10 protein-coding genes and 1 pseudogene are annotated in these 15,281 nt (G+C 39.4%); 10 read left to right on the top strand and 1 reads right to left on the bottom strand.

Translation table 11 applies throughout. The annotated features are described in order from the left end of the window. Window positions 1-79: 79 nt before the first annotated feature. The 9 genes from ABWW58_RS04975 (at window position 80) to ABWW58_RS04935 (ending at window position 12,025) form a co-directional block, all read left to right on the top strand. Complete coding sequence (locus ABWW58_RS04975) at window positions 80-1,783, top strand: glycoside hydrolase family 13 protein (RefSeq protein ID WP_353868105.1); 1,704 nt, start codon at window positions 80-82, stop codon at window positions 1,781-1,783. Continuing rightward, window positions 1,783-3,576: a glycoside hydrolase family 13 protein gene (locus tag ABWW58_RS04970; protein WP_353868104.1), complete on the top strand. Its 1,794-nt coding sequence runs from the start codon at window positions 1,783-1,785 to the stop codon at window positions 3,574-3,576. Before ABWW58_RS04975 ends, ABWW58_RS04970 begins: the two co-directional genes overlap by 1 nt. A 101-nt stretch (window positions 3,577-3,677) precedes the next feature. Then, on the top strand, window positions 3,678-4,943 hold the full coding sequence (locus ABWW58_RS04965) for an extracellular solute-binding protein (protein ID WP_353868103.1): 1,266 nt from the start codon (window positions 3,678-3,680) through the stop codon (window positions 4,941-4,943). Between the two features lie 26 nt (window positions 4,944-4,969). Continuing rightward, window positions 4,970-6,277 carry a carbohydrate ABC transporter permease gene (locus tag ABWW58_RS04960; protein ID WP_353868102.1) on the top strand — a complete coding sequence of 436 codons (1,308 nt, stop codon included), beginning with the start codon at window positions 4,970-4,972 and terminating at the stop codon, window positions 6,275-6,277. 1 nt (window position 6,278) lies between these two features. Next, on the top strand, window positions 6,279-7,130 hold the full coding sequence (locus ABWW58_RS04955) for a sugar ABC transporter permease (RefSeq protein WP_353868101.1): 852 nt from the start codon (window positions 6,279-6,281) through the stop codon (window positions 7,128-7,130). Window positions 7,131-7,193: 63 nt separating this feature from the next. Further along, a complete protein-coding gene (locus tag ABWW58_RS04950) occupies window positions 7,194-8,075 on the top strand; it encodes a DUF1189 domain-containing protein (protein ID WP_353868100.1) in 882 nt (293 codons plus the stop codon). Further along, a complete protein-coding gene (gene mdxK, locus ABWW58_RS04945; RefSeq protein ID WP_353868099.1) occupies window positions 8,072-10,390 on the top strand; it encodes a maltose phosphorylase MdxK in 2,319 nt (772 codons plus the stop codon). The genes ABWW58_RS04950 and mdxK overlap by 4 nt, the downstream gene beginning before the upstream one ends. Continuing rightward, complete coding sequence (pgmB, locus tag ABWW58_RS04940) at window positions 10,371-11,027, top strand: beta-phosphoglucomutase (RefSeq protein ID WP_353868306.1); 657 nt, start codon at window positions 10,371-10,373, stop codon at window positions 11,025-11,027. Before mdxK ends, pgmB begins: the two co-directional genes overlap by 20 nt. Window positions 11,028-11,161: 134 nt before the next feature. Then, window positions 11,162-12,025 carry a helix-turn-helix domain-containing protein gene (locus ABWW58_RS04935; RefSeq protein ID WP_353868098.1) on the top strand — a complete coding sequence of 288 codons (864 nt, stop codon included), beginning with the start codon at window positions 11,162-11,164 and terminating at the stop codon, window positions 12,023-12,025. A 101-nt stretch (window positions 12,026-12,126) separates the two neighbouring features. Here ABWW58_RS04935 and ABWW58_RS04930 read toward each other — a convergent pair whose 3' ends face one another. Then, complete coding sequence (locus ABWW58_RS04930) at window positions 12,127-13,230, bottom strand: ABC transporter ATP-binding protein (protein ID WP_353868097.1); 1,104 nt, start codon at window positions 13,228-13,230, stop codon at window positions 12,127-12,129. Between the two features lie 341 nt (window positions 13,231-13,571). Here ABWW58_RS04930 and ABWW58_RS04925 point away from each other — a divergent pair. Continuing rightward, a pseudogene (locus ABWW58_RS04925) lies at window positions 13,572-15,196 on the top strand (TIM-barrel domain-containing protein); the annotation flags it as partial. Between the last annotated feature and the right edge of the window lie 85 nt (window positions 15,197-15,281).

Here is a 15,281-nt window from a genome sequence, read left to right as displayed (position 1 = left end):
TTAGCGGTAACAAGGCCTTTGGTGATTGTTATCTTTGAGAGTGCATGTTAATTTTAAGAAGTAAAGGAGGTGAAATGAGATGGAGAAACCTTGGTGGCATAGTGCAGTAGTGTATCAAATCTACCCAAAAAGCTTCAATGATACTGATGGAGACGGGATTGGGGATCTTCAAGGCATTGTAGAGAAGATGGATTATATTAAATCTTTAGGGGTTAATGTGGTATGGATTAATCCTATTTTTAGATCACCTCAAGTGGACAATGGATATGATGTGAGTGATTATTATTCAATCGATCCACAGTTCGGTACGGATGCTGACTTGGAACAACTGATTGCTGAAGCAAAAAAGAGGGATCTTAAAATCATTTTTGATTTAGTTGTTAACCATACGTCAGATCAACATCCTTGGTTTCAAGAAGCGAGGAAGAGCCTTGACAATCCATATAGGGATTTCTATATTTGGCGAGATGGAAAGAATGGAAAAGAACCGAATAACTGGGCTTCTTTCTTTGGGGGAAGTGTATGGGCTTACGAATCTTTAACCAATCAGTACTATTTTCATTTGTTTGATAAGAAGATGCCAGATCTGAATTGGGAAAATCCCAAGGTCAGAGCTGAACTCTACAAAATGGCAAGGTATTGGCTGGAAAAGGGAATCGACGGTTTCAGGCTCGATGCAATCATTCACCTAGCTAAGGATCAGAGCTTTCATGATTTTAACAATCCTGACCAAAATCAGGAGTTTGTGATTGCAGAGCCATGCTACGCAAACTTACCAAAAGTGCATGCGTTCATCCGTGAATTCAGTCAGCAAATGAAACGAGTGAAACCCGATTGTCTTCTCATTGGCGAAGCGGCTTCAGCAGATGTTGAATTAGCGAAAAGATATACCAAACAAAACCGTGAAGAATGTGATTGTGTTATTTCATTCAAACATTTGGATGCGGTTACATTTAGCGGTGATACTAGGTTTCCTAAAGAGTGGCGGGAAGAGCATTTCGATTTAAAATCTTTTCGAAAAATAATGAAACATTGGCAAAAAGAGTTATATAGAGAAGGATGGCCCGCATTATTCCTGAATAACCATGATATGCCGCGTATGCTCTCTAGATTTGGTGATCCGGCTCGATACCGCAATGAAAGTGCAAAAATGCTTGCAACGCTCATGTACCTGCATTGGGGTATGCCGTTCATCTTTCAAGGAGAAGAGATTGGCATGACCAATTTAGAGCTTGAGCAAGTTGATGATTATCACGATTCGACACTTTCAGCATCGGCTTCTCGGCTTTTGAACCTTGGGTATAGCTACGAACAGATGATGCATCGTGTGCACTCTCGATCAAAACACACATCTCGTGGCGCAATGCAATGGGACACGACTCCTTTTTCCGGTTTTTCTGAAAGTCAACCGTGGTTAGGGGTTAATAAAGATGATCGTCAGGTTAACGTCGCAGAACAAGATCAAGATCCTCAGTCAATTCTTAATTATTACCGAAGCCTTATGAAAATAAGAGCGAATAATGAACTATTTGTTGAGGGAATATGTCAGATTCTAGATGTAGAAAATGAATTCATCTACGCCTACGAACGCCGGGAATCAGGAAAGACAGCGCTTGTTATTTGTAATTTTTCTAATCAACCGCAGTTTATTGATCAGCCAGATCTTTCATCGTGGACATGTTTACTGAATAATCTGGGCAAAATTAAGTACGAAGAAACCAACAGACAGTTAGCTCCTTATGAGTGCTATGTATTAGTAAAGAATAAAGAGGAGGGTATGTAATGGAAAAGTCAGCAATCTATCATCAACCATGTAGTTCATACGCATATCCGTATGATAAAGAAACGATGCATATTAAAGTACGTTCCAAGAAAGATGATATCCAATCTGTAGTCTTTATCTATGGAGATCCGTATGAAAATATCAAAGTTGACGGGGAATATCAATGGGTAAGTCACCGAGCTGAGATGAAAAAAAGTGCGACGACCAATTTTCATGATTATTGGTTCATTGCCATCAAACCTGAGTATCGACGCTTGCAGTATGCATTTGTACTTACAGATTCAAATGGAGAGTCTGTGTTCTATGGTGATCGTGATTTCTTACCAAATGACCAGGTCACATTTTCAGTTCCCGATAACTTTTTTAAATTTCCATATATTCATGAAGTTGATTTGTTCAAAACACCAGAGTGGGTAAAGTCAACAGTATGGTATCAAATTTTCCCAGAGCGATTTGAAAATGGAGATCCCGATCGATCTCCAGAGAATGTATTGCCATGGGGTTCGAAAGATCCTGATCGAGATGATTTTTTTGGCGGCGATATTCAGGGAATTATTAATCGTTTAGATTACTTAAAAAATCTGGGAATTAGCGGTATTTACCTAAATCCAATTTTTAAATCGCCTACGAATCATAAATATGATACTTTGGACTATTATACGATAGATCCGCACTTCGGCGACAAAGAAACATTTCGTACATTAGTTCAAGAAGCTCATAAAAGAGGTATTCGCATCATGCTTGATGCTGTTTTTAATCATATCGGCAGTAAATCAAAGCAATGGCAGGATGTCATCGAAAATGAGCAGAAATCAGTCTATAAAGATTGGTTCCATATTCATTCATTCCCTGTACGCGATGGAGAAAATGGCAATTTTGATGGTAAACCGTCGCTATCTTTTGATGCTTTTGGGTTTACTACGACCATGCCGAAATTAAACACAGCGAACTCAGAAGTACAAAACTATTTATTAGACATTGCAACATATTGGATTAGAGAATTTGATATCGATGGCTGGAGACTGGATGTCGCTAATGAAGTAGATCATGCTTTTTGGAAAAAGTTTCATCAGGCAGTCCTGAAAGAGAAAGAAGACTTGTATATTGTCGGTGAAATTTGGCATAATGCATGGAATTGGCTTCAAGGCAATGAATTTCACAGTGTAATGAACTATCCGTTAACAAAATCAATTATTAATTTCTTTATTGAAAATAAGACTGATTCTTCGCAATTGATCGGCAGCCTGAATGAACACTTTATGAAATACAGTCAGAATGTCAATGAAGCGGCATTTAATCTTCTAGACAGTCATGACACGGCCCGAATTTTGACCTTGGCAAAGGGCGATGCTCAAAAAGTGAAACAGGCACTTGCATTCTTGTTTGCGCAAACAGGTTCACCATGCATTTATTATGGAACAGAAGTTGGACTTGACGGCGGCAATGATCCGTTATGCCGTAAATGTATGATTTGGGATGAAGAGAAGCAAGACCTAGATATGCTTCAATTTACAAAGAAATTAATAAAGTTGCGTAATGACTATCACTCTATTCTTTCACAAGGGAGCCTTGACTGGTTGGAGACCAATGATTCCTCGAAGAAAGTACTGCACTTCAGTAGAGAACTAGGCAATCAGTCGTTGATTTTTATCTTTAATCATGGAGATAAGGAAGCCAGTGTTTCTTTAAAAGAAGATCACTCATATACAGACATTTGGAATAGTAAGGAGATCGAGACGAAAAAAATCGATGTTCCTGCACAGGGTTTTACCGTTCTCAAAACAAAATCCTGAGTGGCTCATATCCTGTTATCGGTAACATGAAAACAGTCGTTGTAAACGATTACATTATTAACTTATAATAAACTTGTAAGTTAAAAGGGAGGGAAAGAGAAATGAAACACATCAAAAAAATAGTATCTGCAATCCTTGTTTTTGGGCTTGTGTTCACACTAGCAGCATGTGGATCAGGAGCATCAAGCGGTAGTAGCGGTGGCAAAAAAACGTTGACCGTTTCCGTTGATTCATCGAACTCAGCTTATGCTAAATTCGTAAACAGCATTAAAGGGAAGTTTGAAAAAACGAATAACGTTAAGGTTAAAGTTGTTACGAAACCGATGTTCGATCAATTAACTGCACTGAATCTGGACGGACCAGCGGGTAAGGCTCCGGATGTCATGCTTGCTCCTTATGATCGTGTTGGTAATCTTGGTCAACAAGGCCAATTACTCTCCATTGACAAGAGCATGCTCAGCTTCCTGAATGAAAAAGGACATCGTCAAGTTCAATATGGAAAGAAATATTACGGTGTTCCGCTGACTATTGAAGCGCTTGTTATGTACTACAACAAAGATTTGGTTAAGAAAGCCCCTACAACATTCAAAGATTTGGAAGCGCTAGCAAAAGACAAAAGATTTGCATTTTCATCTGAATCTGGTAAAAATACGGGTTTCTTGATGAAATGGACTGATTTCTATTATGCATATGGTCTTTATGCCGGTTACGGAGGATATGTATTTGGAAATAACGGTACAAATCCAAAGGATATTGGGCTGAACAACGATGGATCAATTAAGGCAGTAACTTATGCGACACGTTGGTTCCAAAAAGTATGGCCTAAAGGTATGCAGGATGTGAAAGCTTCAGGCAATTTTGTAACCAATCAATTTGTTAAAGGAAAAGCCGGTGCAGTAATCGATGGGCCATGGCAAGCATCCGTTTATAAGAAAGCAAAAATAAACTATGGTGTTGCCAAAATTCCAACATTGCCAAATGGTCAGGAATATAAACCATTTGCAGGCGGTAAGGCTTGGGTTGCTTCTGCTTACACCAAGAACCCTAGCCTTGCAAAGAAATGGTTGACGTATGCAACAAATGCAACGAATGCTTATAAGTTCTATAAAGATGCAAATGAAATTCCAGTCAATCCTGATGCACAAGCAAAGGTTAACAACAGCGATGATCAGCTTGCCAAGGCAGTTATTCAGCAATACGACTCATCAGTTCCAATGCCAAATATTCCAGAAATGGCAGAAGTATGGACAACAATGGAACCGGCAATGTTCAACGCTGCTTCAGGAAAGAAATCACCAAAACAAACACTTGACGATGCTGTATCTTCATTGCACAAAACAATCGCTCAAAAATACAAAGATAAATAAGCTTCAATGAAAGTGAGGGGAACAACATGGAAAGTCAAAATATTAAGAAAAAAAGTGTTAGGAAAGCGGGCTTGTTGTCCCTCATTCCCGGAATAGGACAAATTTATAATGGTCAGTTGCTAAAGGGCATTGCTTTTCTTGCCGTAACAGTTGCATTTTTAATTGAACTTGTCACTATTGGGATACCTGCTTTTCAAGGTTTTGCCACATTGGGAACGGTTCCAATTCGGGACCATTCCCTTTTCTTACTTGTAAAAGGAACATTACAAATCATTATCACCTTTGTCTTTTTGATGGTACTCATACTTAATGTGAGTGATGCAAGGCAAGTGGCTAAGCAATACAATACATTGGGCTATGTCAATCGTTCTGCACGCTCGATGTTAAAAAATATTTGGGAAAATGGATTTCCTTATTTGCTCACAATTCCTGCTTATTTTGTCATGTTATTTGTCATTGTCTTTCCGGTTTTGGTGACTCTATTCATGGCGTTTACCAATTATGATTTTTATCATATTCCTCCAGCAAAACTGATTGACTGGGTAGGAGTGCAGAATTTCTTTAATATGTTCTTCTTAAGCGCATACCGGTCGACATTTGTGACTGTGCTTGGATGGACGGTGATTTGGACGCTTCTGGCGACTACAGGACAAATTGTTCTGGGGATACTGACAGCTGTGGTATCCAATCAGAAATTCATCATTGGTAAGAAATTTTTCCGAATCATTTTTCTCCTGCCTTGGGCTGTACCAGCGTTTGTTACGATTATGAGCTTTTCAAACATGTTTAATGATAGTATTGGCGCAATCAATCAGCAAGTATTAGGTTTGCTAAATTATATCCCGTTCGTTCATATTTCAGACATACCATGGAAAACAGATCCATTCTGGACGAAAACTGCATTGATTATGATTCAAACATGGCTAGGATTTCCATATATATTTGTCATGGTGACAGGAGTCTTGCAATCAATTCCAGATGATCTCTATGAAGCGGCCAATATCGATGGTGCTAACGTTATTCAGAAATTCATGAAAATTACACTGCCCATGATCTTGTTTGCGACTGCACCTGTGTTTATTACTCAATATACATTCAACTTCAACAATTTCTCAATTATCTATTTGTTTAACTCAGGAGGTCCGGGAGATGTTGGCGGCGGTGCGGGTTCGACTGACATTTTGATCTCCTGGATCTACAAACTGACAACTGGAACATCACCTCAATATGCATTGGCTTCGGCAGTGACTATTGTTATATCGATTATTGTCATCGGCGTGTCATTACTCACGTTCAAGAAAACGCATGCTTTTAGTAATGAGGAGATGATGTAACATGAGAGACGTACTTAGAAGTACAAAATTTAATCGCTTTTTCAGTCGTTTCATGACTTATCTGTTTCTGATCGTGCTCAGCATTATTATCATATACCCGTTGTTGATCACGGTTCAATCGGCATTCAATTCAAGTAATTTAGCGGCATTCACATTGGATTTGCATATGCATTGGACATTGGCCAATTTCCATCAGCTTTTTAGTCAAACACTCTATCTGACATGGTTTAAAAATACAATGATTATTGCTGTGTCAACGATGATCATCCAAGTCATCATCGTCACGTTAGCTGGTTATACCTATAGTCGTTACCGATTTAAAGGAAGAAAAAATGGGTTAATCTTCTTTCTAGTCATTCAGATGGTTCCAACAATGGCCGCACTCACTGCATATTTTGTGCTTGGATTGATTATTAACGGTCTTGATCAATATTGGTACCTAACTTTAGTCTATGTTGGTGGCGGTATACCGATGAATACTTGGTTAATGAAGGGTTATTTTGACACGATACCGCGCGACTTGGATGAATCCGCACGTATTGATGGTGCAGGTCATTTACGCATCTTATGGAAAATTAACTTGCCGCTTGCCATGCCAATGATTGCAGTTCAAGCACTTTGGGCATTTATGGGTCCATTTGGCGATTATTTGTTAGCAGCGTTCTTACTTCGTACACCAGAACACATGACGGTCGCTGTAGGTTTGCAGCAGTTTATTGCTGATTCAACCCATCAACAAGTTGCTATGTTCGCAGCAGGTTCGTTCCTAATCTCAATACCAATCGTTATTTTATTCTTCCTCCTACAACGAAATTTCCAAAGTGGATTGACGGCAGGAGGAACTAAAGGGTAAATTTCTGGCTTATGCTTCTCGTGGTGGGTAAGAGAAATATTAATGGTGCAAGGTGAGTATGTGATGATAAAAGAAAAAGGATTCCCAATTAATTATCTCGTATCAATGAGCAGTCTGAAGCGCATTTTTGAGAATCGAGCTCGCTTTCAATGGTGGAAACTTGTCTTTTTGTTTCTGTTCATCAATGGATGCTTAATGATGCCAATATCAATACATCTTTCTTCGGTAACACAAGCTCCTTTATCATTAGTTGCACCGACCATAGACCGTACAGTTTCTGGAAATGTTAAGTTTTTGGACGGAGTGATTAAAGAAGGCAAGTTAACAGGTGCTTCGGAAACTAAAAAAATGGTTGATAATAGTGTGCTTGTCGCAACAGATCCAAAAAACAAACTTAACGTTGCGGGAAGTCAGTACCATCACAGCGTTATTGGCTATAAGAATGCTTTGACCTTTCAAAGTGATCATTTGGTTCTTACCGATCAAAACGGATATGGCTTTGTAATTGACTATCCGAAACACAAGGCTTTATCATTGACAGACCACATGGGGGGAGTAAAGGCACTCGTTTCCGAACTATGGATGGATCAGTATAAGCCGATCTATGTAGTAGTTGTATCTTTACTTAGTTTTGCAGTTTTGCTGGTTTCTAACATTATTCTTATGAGTGTCATAACCTTCATTCTATGGCTAACGAAGTATTCGAAGTTATCGGATATTAGGTCATTACGCGAAGCTGCAGCTATAGTGATCATGTCATCAGGGTGGCCAACAATCGCAGCTTTGCTTCTATCTCTGTTTTCATTCGATTATGGATCTTTAATTATGATTCAGTCGGTTGGGCTTGTTCTGGTTATTTCACTCGTATTCTGGAAAACACATTTTCAAAATAACCGAAAAGTCAAAAGTCGACATTTGATAGTATTAGGAGATGATCGTAAATGAGTAATTTAAGGATTTTCGATATTGATGGGTGGAAGCTAACGACGCATCACCTAAATAAAGAACATATCCGTCTACAAGAAAGTATGACTTCAATAGCCAATGGCTATATGGGTATGAGAGGTAACTTTGAAGAAACGTATTCTGGTGATCATCACCAAGGCACTTATATTGCTGGTGTCTGGTACCCAGATAAAACACGTGTAGGATGGTGGAAAAACGGCTATCCTGAGTATTTTGGTAAGGTCATTAATTCAGTGAATCTAATCGGTATCAAATTATTTATTGATGGAGAAGAGGTTGATCTTTATCGAGATGAGATTGAGAATTTTTCTCTTGAACTGAATATGCATGAAGGCATTTTACGACGTAATTATATTGTTTCAAAGAATAATAAGAAAGTTCAAGTTAAGACAGAACGTTTTTTGAGTGCTGTTAAGAAAGAAATTTGTGCGATTCGCTTCCAAGTCGCTGCATTATCGGAAAATGTTACAATTAAAATAGTTCCGTTTCTTGATGGTTATGTGCGAAATGAAGATTCGAATTATGATGAAATGTTTTGGTTAGAGACCGACCGAAAGTCTCAAGAAGACCATTCGGCTCTTACCGTTAGAACCATTGATAATTCATTTGGTGTTCCTGTTTTCTCAGTTTGTGCCTCAATGGGTGTAGAAACTGATAAACAAGCAGAAAAAACAATCTTTCAAAAAAATCTCTATGTCGCTCATGAGTACACGTATCACCTCGAAATCGGCGAAGAGGCGACATTGGATAAGCTCATTGCAGTGACAACAAGCAGAAATTATGATCAGGCTCAATTAATGGAGAAAGCAGAGAATTTATTAACCCAGGCATTGACAAGCGGGTATGATGAACTTAGGGATGAACACTGCTCTGCTTGGGAGAGCCGGTGGAATAAGGCGGATGTTTCCATTGAAGGAGATGATGAAGCACAGCAGGGGATTCGATTTAACCTGTTCCAGCTATTTTCGACCTATTATGGAGAAGATGATCGTCTAAATATAGGACCTAAGGGGTTCACCGGAGAAAAATACGGAGGTGCCACCTATTGGGATACAGAAGCATATGCTGTCCCTTTGTATCTAGCATTGGCAGATCCAAGTGTGACCAAGCAGCTGCTTCTTTATAGATATAAGCAATTAGATGGTGCTTTTCACAATGCGAAGCAGCAAGGATTGCAGGGCGCTCTTTACCCAATGGTTACATTCACCGGCGTAGAGTGCCATAACGAATGGGAAATTACTTTTGAAGAAATTCATCGCAATGGTGCCATCGCCTATGCCATTTACAATTATGTTAATTATACAGGTGATAAAGCATACATTGAGCAAGCCGGTGTTGATGTTCTGATCGGCATTAGTCGTTTCTGGGCAGATCGGGTTCACTTTTCAGAACGTGCACAAAGATATATGATTCACGGTGTCACAGGACCTAATGAATATGAAAATAATGTGAACAACAACTGGTATACCAATACAATGGCTGCTTGGACATTGGGGTATACGATTGACGCACTCGAATTGATCAGTGAAGAAAAATACAATACCTTCGATCTATCCGATCAGGAAATTGCTCATTGGAAAGATATAATTGAGCGGATGTATTATCCTTATGATAAAGAACTGGGCATTTTTGTTCAACATGATACATTTCTTGATAAAGACATTAAACCTGTATCTGCCCTTCCCGCTGATCAGCGCCCGATTAACCAGCATTGGTCATGGGATCGTATTCTTAGGTCGTGCTATATCAAACAGGCAGATGTTCTTCAAGGGCTGTACTTTTTGAATGATCACTACACTATTGAAGAAAAAGAGAAGAACTTTGACTTTTACGAACCGATTACTGTTCATGAATCCAGCTTATCGCCATGTGTCCATGCAATTCTAGCAGCTGAGCTTGGTAAGAAAGAGAAAGCGCTTGAACTGTATCAACGTACAGCAAGACTAGATCTGGACAATTATAATAATGATACAGAAGATGGATTGCATATTACATCGATGACGGGTAGCTGGCTAGCGATTGTTCAAGGATTTGCAGGAATGAGAACAAATGGTGAAACGCTGTCGTTTGCGCCGTTTCTTCCTGATGGTTGGACATCATATTCTTTCAAAATTAATTATCGTAGCCGCTTAATCGAAGTTAGTGTTAAGGGTAAGCAGATCATTTTGAAAATACTGTCTGGCGATCCAATACAGATCAAAGTTTATGGCAAGCTTATTAGGCTTGACCATCAATATGTTGTTGACATACCTGATGATGAGGAGCGAGTAAATGATGCAAGCAGTACTCTTTGATTTGGATGGTGTGATTACAGATACGGCTAAGTATCATTTTCAGGCATGGAAAAAACTTGCGTCAACAATAGGTATTTCAATAGATGAGCAGTTTAATGAGCAACTTAAAGGCGTTTCACGAATGGATTCGCTTAAGAAAATTCTAGAATATGGCGGACGCTTAAATGACTTTACATCTACTGAGCTTGAGCAAATGGCGAAACAAAAGAATGAAGATTATAAGCAGTTGATCCTAGGGATTACACCCAAAGAGCTACTCCCCGGCATTAGTGAGTTATTAATGGCCTTGCGATCAGAAGGAATAAAAATCGCGCTCGCTTCTGCAAGTAAAAACGGTCCATTTATTCTTGAACGACTGAAGATTGATGCTTTCTTTGATTCGGTTGTGGATCCTGCCAAGCTCAGAAAAGGAAAACCAGATCCGGAAATTTTTCTAACGGCAGCAGCGCAGTTAGGAATCGCTCCAAGAGAATGCGCAGGTATTGAAGATTCTGTTGCAGGTATTGAATCTATTCTTGCTGCCGGAATGTTCGCTGTGGGTGTCGGAGTATCGGTAAATACTGGTGCTGATTTTCTTGTCACGTCGACAACAGAACTGACCATTGACGCCTTGCTTTCACAATTCAAACATAAATAAGCGAATGGAAATGACGAAGTTAACAGTCAATAAAGCTGTATTCATGAGATTATATGAATACAGCTTTTTCACGTGCTATTATAGAATGGGTACGAACAGCTTTTATAGATTTTGACAGAGTAGGGGAGGATCAATTGAATATTCAACAGCTCACAGTAAATTATCCGGGTACAATATGTAAGAAAAAACCGTTTCAACCTAAGAGGGGAACGATTTACTTTTTTAACAAACCCTATTATATTGCCATTCCCTTGGAAAGATTGACTGATCGAGAATGCAAACTCATTGAAACGCTCCTTAGCGAAGAAACACCTCCAAATTATTCGCCGGCATCCCAGTATTGGTATGACGTTCTGATAAATGATTATCCAGTTACGCCTATAGATGAGAACGGGCATATAAGAATCATCTATTTTTATCTGAGCATACCTTTGATTAACGCTGACAGGCTTGAATGGCATGATGCATTGAAAGCATTCTTCGATGTCAATTCGTCATTTGTCTTTCTTTCATCACAATGGGGATTCATCGTTGAAAAGACGACATTACTTTCTGAAGAAGAATTAGATGCGATTGCAAATACTCTTGCAAATGATTTTTCAGTCAAATGTTTCTTTCAAATAGGCTTAAGGCATATGGTTTCACCGCAACTAAAACAAATATTCTCAGAGGAACTTCATCTGTTTGAAAAGACCATTGAAGAAGCTAATGCGAAGAATGTGACTTGTGTCGAATCTAAGCTTTTTTCACTGTTAAAACCTCATCTGAACTCATCTTCTACGTTGGAAGATATACGTAAGATCATTGTTGAAGATGATACATGGGTTGCGATTATTCATGCTGTCTGGGAATACCAGGGAAATATAAGCCTTGCAGCAAAGCATTTGTATATGCACCGAAATACACTTCAATACCGTATGGATAAGTTCTATGAAGCAACTGGAATATCTCTTAGAAAGATGGATGGCTTAACCATCGCATATATGTCAACTCTATAAGTGATGAAGATTTCTTATGAATGAAAAATCCGAGAGAAGATGATATAGATTATCCTCTTCTCTCGGATTTTTCATTATAAACCGCTATATTCAGTGATCCATTACATTTTTGTTAGTGATTTTTCGGTTTCTGGATCAAAGAAATGAGTTTTATTGGCATCAAGCGCAAGCTTAACTTTTTCTTTTGGCCGATATTGCGTACGGGCATTAACACGAGCAACAAATTGATGGCTGCCTACCCGGGAATGGAGCATAAACTCTGCACCGGTTAATTCCGCAATGATGACGTTTGCCTGAATCACGCTATTAGGATTGGATTCAATAAATACTGGTTCATCGTGAATGTCCTCAGGACGGATACCCATGATTATTGGGTGATCAAGTACTCCATGACTCCGAAGCACTTTCAATTTTCCCTCTGGAATGAGGATGTCGATGTCATCTCCGATAAAATGATCACCTTGTAGTTTTCCATGGAAAAAGTTCATTGGTGGTGAACCGATGAAGCCGCCGACAAATAGATTTTCAGGATTGTCGTATACTTCTTTTGGGGTACCCACTTGTTGAATGACCCCATCTTTCATGACAACAATTCGGGAGGCCATGGTCATTGCTTCTGTTTGATCATGTGTAACATAAATCATCGTTGCTTGAAGCTCCTGATGAATTTTCCCAATTTCCGCACGCATTTGTACACGAAGCTTAGCATCGAGATTTGAAAGCGGTTCATCCATCAAGAAGACTTTAGCGTTACGTACAATTGCTCGCCCCAAAGCAACACGCTGTCTTTGCCCACCTGATAATGCTTTCGGTTTTCTGTCTAAGTAATCTTTAATACCCAAGATTTCTGCAGCATGCTCTACACTTTTTTTAATTTTATCCTTGGACACTCGACGTAGCTTAAGCCCGAATGCCATGTTATCAAAAACAGTCATATGCGGATAAAGCGCATAGTTTTGGAAAACCATTGCGATATCCCGGTCTTTAGGGGTGACATCATTCATCTTTTTACCGTCAATGAATAATTCTCCTTTTGAAATATCCTCAAGTCCTGCAACCATACGTAAGGTGGTAGATTTTCCACAACCTGAAGGACCAACAAAGACGATAAATTCTTTGTCAGCGATATTGAGATTAAAATCGGTGACTGCAGTAACATTGTTATCGTAAATTTTATAAATATGTTGTAATGAAAGCTCTGACATGTACCTCACATCCTTATTAATTAATTATGTTTATTATAATGAAAGCAGTTACAAAATGGAATGTCAAAATGCCCTTAAAAATATAGGAATGTTTTGGCAATGTGCATAGATCTATTCTGTTAGCGTTAACAGAATGAAAAAAAACAATAGATTCGAATAGAATAAAGGAATATTATACAGTGGTATCTGCGATCAATATTACTGCGTTTGATTGCTGAAGGATTATTGGCGTTTTTGTATACGTTTTATAATCGTGGGGCTAACTATTCTAAATGACGAACGATTTATGGAGGGATACTATGTTTGGTGAAATTATCCGTTACACGTGGTAACAAAACAGAATAACCGTTGAATTTGAAACGAACAAGGTTACGATTGCAGTCATCACGCCTTCGATTGTTAACTTTTTTGCACCCATTGCAACTGAACGGCGTCCGTCAAAAGCCATTGAACATCTGGAAGAGGCTCCGGGTACACTCATTGTTGATTTTTCTGGAAAGACGCTGACTATCCGTACAGAACAATTAATCATCAAAGTGAGGAGTGGCTTTAAAGTAATCATATCGGATTATTCTGGCGCAATTCTTAGTGAAGATTATCATGGGACGGGTACGGCATTTGTTCGAAGAGGAGCAGGAGATGGACTCGCCATTGCAGCTGAGGAGGGACATACATTTTTTTCAGTTGAGGAGAAAGTCAGCTATAAGTTGAAGAAAAAGCTGGATTCAAACATCTTTTTTTACGGATTCGGTGAAAATACAGGTCATTTGAATAGAAAAGGTTACCATTACAAGATGTGGAACACAGATAATCCGGCTCCGCATGTTGAGAGCTTTGAATCCTTGTACAAATCCATTCCTTTTTTCATTGTATTAAAAGATAAGCAAGCCTTCGGTTATTTTTTAGATACTACCTATGAATTACAATTTGACCTGGGAAAGGAGAACAGTGATTATTACAGTGTCGCATCAACAGGTGGTAATCTTGATTACTACTTTATTTATGGCCCTTCCGTTAGAGAAGTGGTCACCGGCTATACCGATTTGACGGGGAAGACGCCAATTCCGCAACTTTGGACTTTGGGGTATCAGCAAAGCCGATGGTCGTATGCTCCCGAAGAGCTGCTTGATGAGATTGCGAATCTGTTTCGTAAGAAAGAAATCCATGTGATGTTCTTCATCTCGACATTGATTATATGGATGGTTATCGAGTGTTTACTTGGGATCACGAGAAGTTTCCTAATCCGGCTGAGATGCAGAGAAAATTAAAATCGCAAGGATTTAAGGTGGTCACGATTATTGATCTAGGGGTGAAAAAGGACCGGGGTTACCCAATTTATGATCAAGGAGTAGCCAATCAGTATTTTGCGACCGACAAGGATCATCTTCCATATGTTAATCAGGTCTGGCCGGGTGACGCGCTTTTCCCCGATTTTTCAAATCGTAAGGTCAGAACGTGGTGGGGGGATAATCAGAAAATCATGACCGATCTCGGTGTTTCTGGCATTTGGAACGATATGAATGAACCGGCGAGTTTTAAAGGACCGTTTCCGGATCATGTTCAGTTTAACAATGACGGAATTCAGACCCATCATCTCGAAATTCATAACGTATATGGGCATTACATGGCGAAGTCAACCTATGAAGGCTTGAAACGAGCAACAGGCAAGCGTCCGTTCGTCATTACGCGTGCATGCTACGCAGGAACGCAGAAATATTCCACCGTCTGGACTGGGGACAATCAGAGCCTCTGGGAACATTTACGGATGGCGCTGCCGATGCTGATGAATCTTGGTCTCAGTGGTGTTGCGTTTTGTGGGACGGATGTCGGCGGTTTCGGTTTTGACTGCACACCGGAACTGTTGTCACGCTGGGTGCAGGTCGGTATATTTACTCCTCTGTTCCGAAACCATTCCAGCATTTGCACGCATGATCAGGAACCGTGGGCGTTTGATGAGCAAACCGAATCCATCAATCGAAAATACATCGGTCTACGGTATCAGTTGCTGCCGTATTTATATGATCTGCTGCATGATGAAGAAACAACTGGAC

Source organism: Sporolactobacillus caesalpiniae, assembly GCF_040513385.1.
In the GTDB taxonomy this organism is placed as follows: domain Bacteria; phylum Bacillota; class Bacilli; order Bacillales; family Sporolactobacillaceae; genus Sporolactobacillus.
This window is presented reverse-complemented; position numbering and strand designations above follow the sequence as displayed.

Coding starts and splice junctions, on each gene's coding strand:
- ABWW58_RS04960 (WP_353868102.1), top strand. CDS start 4,970: ATGGAAAGTCAAAATATTAAGAAAAAAAGTGTTAGGAAAGCGGGCTTG.
- ABWW58_RS04930 (WP_353868097.1), bottom strand. CDS start 13,230: ATGTCAGAGCTTTCATTACAACATATTTATAAAATTTACGATAACAAT.
- ABWW58_RS04970 (WP_353868104.1), top strand. CDS start 1,783: ATGGAAAAGTCAGCAATCTATCATCAACCATGTAGTTCATACGCATAT.
- pgmB (WP_353868306.1), top strand. CDS start 10,371: ATGCAAGCAGTACTCTTTGATTTGGATGGTGTGATTACAGATACGGCT.
- ABWW58_RS04975 (WP_353868105.1), top strand. CDS start 80: ATGGAGAAACCTTGGTGGCATAGTGCAGTAGTGTATCAAATCTACCCA.
- ABWW58_RS04965 (WP_353868103.1), top strand. CDS start 3,678: ATGAAACACATCAAAAAAATAGTATCTGCAATCCTTGTTTTTGGGCTT.
- ABWW58_RS04955 (WP_353868101.1), top strand. CDS start 6,279: ATGAGAGACGTACTTAGAAGTACAAAATTTAATCGCTTTTTCAGTCGT.
- mdxK (WP_353868099.1), top strand. CDS start 8,072: ATGAGTAATTTAAGGATTTTCGATATTGATGGGTGGAAGCTAACGACG.
- ABWW58_RS04950 (WP_353868100.1), top strand. CDS start 7,194: ATGATAAAAGAAAAAGGATTCCCAATTAATTATCTCGTATCAATGAGC.